We start from the raw sequence: 2,759 nt of genomic DNA, 5'->3' as shown, positions 1-2,759 counted from the left end.
CAGCAGTGCCCTCTTCCGGGAGCAACAGGTGGCATCGATCGAGGATCTGTTCGACGAGCTTGGTCTTGAACGGCGGGTTGCCGATGACGTGCGTGACCGGTGCGTTGATATCGACCATGCAGAAGTCGCCGGTGATGACCTTGCGACCGGTCTGCTCACGCGCGATGTCCGCAAGCACGGGATCGATCTCGATCCCCAGGGCTGGTACGTGGTCAGGAATGGCCTGCAGGAATGCGCCATCACCACAGGTCGGTTCGATGACGAAGTCGTGGCTGGTCAGGTTGGGGAGAAACTGCTCCACCAGGCGCTCGGCGGCATACGCCGGCGTCATGTACTGCCCCAGGGCCTTGCGCATAGGCTCATTTCGCACGACGAGCCCTCCCGGAGGGCGGCGCCACCAGCTGCAGCGGCGGCGGCTGGCGATGCGTCGCCCTTGCCTTGGCGGCGTACGTGCGGGCCCAGAGCAGGAACGCCCGGCGATGGCAGTACCGCGGCAGCGGGCCGCCGACCGTGTAGGAGATCTTGTCCTCGATCACCGCCAGTACCGTGCGGGTGACCGTGCGCGGGCGCTTGGGCGCGGCGCGGGTGCTCCCACGAGCGGTGGCACGTGAGGCCACCCAGATCTGGCCTGCGGCGATCTTCTTGCGCCGGCTCATGCCTGGTGCTCCAGCTGGAGCTGATCACTCGCACGGCTGCTCGTACCGAGGCCGGGGGCCACGTGTGCCTGACGGCCCTTCAGCACGCCGTTGACGACGTCCCGGATAGCGGCATCGCTGCGCGAAGGCTTGCCGATGACCTTCCCGGTGGTGGATTCCATCTCGCCGAACTTGGCGCGGAAGCCGCGCTCCAGAGACTGGGTCTGCTCGTCCGTCAGACCCATGGGCGGCAGGCGGTCGCGAACGGCGCGCACCCAGCCGGAGGCGAACAGCTCACCGCGCTCTCGGCGGCTCTTGGCCTTGCGAACACGCGCCAGGTACTGGGTCCGGTCGCGCTCCAGCATGCGGCGCAATACGGTGAAGGCGTAGGAGGCCACTTCCGCCGCGGCCGGCGGCCCTCCGAAAGTCACTTCCGTCGCGCCATGGCGCATCCGCACGATCGACATGCAGCCGTACATGCGGTCAACGACGCATGCAAGCGCGATCAATGAGGTGGGCAGCTCGCCACCCCGATAGCGGGTCTTGGCGCTGAAGAAGCCCATGACGTCTTCGTTCAGATCGATCTCGGTGAGGCCGTACTGGTCCATCAGGACCCGGGCGTGCCGCAGCGCGGTGGCCGCCTCCTGGCTGTTCGCGGAGCCCGACTGGGCCATCCGCAGGCATGCCATCACCTTCCTGAGTGCTTGTTCCCGTGTCATCTCGAAAGCTCCGTGCATTTCGACTGTGCGAGGGGTCTCAAAACCGAGCTAGTACGGCCCTGAGCGTGTTCTTGACCCGGTTAGTTTCGGATACTCTAACCAAAGTTGCAACTTTTACTGTGATCTCCTATTGTGGCCCCCATGGACACCCTCCCCACCAAAGCCATTGCCCTTGCGGGCCCCTTCTCGATCGTCGGCCGCACCATCGTCGGCGCCCCCCAGCCCAAGCTGGACGAGCACGGCAATCCGATTGCCGGGCAGTTCACGCGCAAGAGCCTGGCGGAGATCCTTCCGCATGAAGGCGATGCGGTGACCATGGAGCTGTTCCGCAGCTCGTACGAGCTCGTAGGTCAGCGGGACGAGCTGGCAAAGCACCTGCGCAAAGCCGTCAACTACATCGAGCACGGCATTGGCGATCGCAACGCGATCGTCAGCACCTTCGCTCTGCGCAACATGCTGGACAAGGACGTGCGCGAAGGGCTGAAGTACACCCAGTCCTTCGGGCTGGGCGATCAGCGCAGCACGGCCGAATTCGATCTTGGCGCCGCACGCATGGCGCTGGAGCAGGTAGCTCCCGCCCCGCTCACCAACGTCACGTCCTACGCTGAGCTTCGCTCCCTGGTGGAGCAGATGGCACAAGCCATGGACAAGGCGAACCTCAGCGCTGAGGCGTCAGCCGATCCGGCTACCAGCGCACTCATTGCCAAAGCCTACGAAGCCCTCAGCGGTGCACGCCCGAGCGCGCACTTGGCCAGCGAGGCGGTGGTCGACGATGACCTCGACGACGAGATCTCCAGCCCGCGCCCGTAACACCTTCGGCGTCGGCGACGGGATGCGTCGATGCCACTCCCTCATCCATCCCAACGCCACGCCTGAGCGTATCGGGCACAGGGGCCAACATCATGGCAAGACGCAGTTTCTCGAAGGCCCAGCTTGTGGGCTTCATTGGTAACGCGCTGGAGCTTCGTTCCAGCAACGGTGGCAAGAACTTCGTGCGCTTCCAGGTCGCTACCACCGAAGTGTGGGGTACCGGAGACGACCGAAAGGAACGCACCGAATGGACATCCGTCGTCGCGTTCGGCAAGTCCGCCGAAATCCTGTGCGAGCACGGCCGCAAGGGATCGTACATCCTGATCGATGGCAGACTGCGCACCGAGAGCTACCAGGTGCAAGGCGAAGAGAAGCCGCGCTACCAGACGAATGTGGTGGTCGACGAGTTCATCTTCCTGGACAAGCCCGACAACCAGCGCGCTCCGACCGAAGCGCCGCCGGCAATCGACAGTTCGGACGATATCCCTTTTGAGGATGCCGCGCGTAGCTGATCCCTGCGCGTAGGCGATTCACGTGATCACCACTGAAAGGCCCCAGTTTCTGGGGCCTTTCTCGTTCTCCGTTGCTACCGGGA

4 protein-coding genes and 1 pseudogene are annotated in these 2,759 nt (G+C 64.5%); 2 read left to right on the top strand and 3 right to left on the bottom strand.

The genetic code is table 11. The features are described from left to right. The 3 genes and pseudogenes from AC04L7_RS16070 to AC04L7_RS16060 form a co-directional block, all read right to left on the bottom strand. Positions 1-355, bottom strand: a pseudogene (locus AC04L7_RS16070) (class I SAM-dependent methyltransferase); the annotation flags it as partial. Positions 356-359: 4 nt separating this feature from the next. After that, complete coding sequence (locus AC04L7_RS16065) at positions 360-656, bottom strand: hypothetical protein (RefSeq protein WP_436001438.1); 297 nt, start codon at positions 654-656, stop codon at positions 360-362. After that, positions 653-1,354 carry a DUF2786 domain-containing protein gene (locus tag AC04L7_RS16060; protein WP_436001436.1) on the bottom strand — a complete coding sequence of 234 codons (702 nt, stop codon included), beginning with the start codon at positions 1,352-1,354 and terminating at the stop codon, positions 653-655. Before AC04L7_RS16060 ends, AC04L7_RS16065 begins: the two co-directional genes overlap by 4 nt. A gap of 141 nt (positions 1,355-1,495) precedes the next feature. Between AC04L7_RS16060 and AC04L7_RS16055 the strand changes: the two genes are divergently transcribed. Continuing rightward, on the top strand, positions 1,496-2,164 hold the full coding sequence (locus tag AC04L7_RS16055; protein ID WP_436001434.1) for a hypothetical protein: 669 nt from the start codon (positions 1,496-1,498) through the stop codon (positions 2,162-2,164). Between the two features lie 92 nt (positions 2,165-2,256). Next, complete coding sequence (locus tag AC04L7_RS16050) at positions 2,257-2,676, top strand: single-stranded DNA-binding protein (protein WP_436001432.1); 420 nt, start codon at positions 2,257-2,259, stop codon at positions 2,674-2,676. The last annotated feature ends 83 nt before the right edge of the window (positions 2,677-2,759 follow it).

It is taken from the genome of Pseudoxanthomonas sp. LjRoot204_2, from assembly GCF_056175765.1.
Note: the sequence above shows the minus strand (reverse complement) of the source record. Positions and strands in the feature narration are given on the sequence as shown.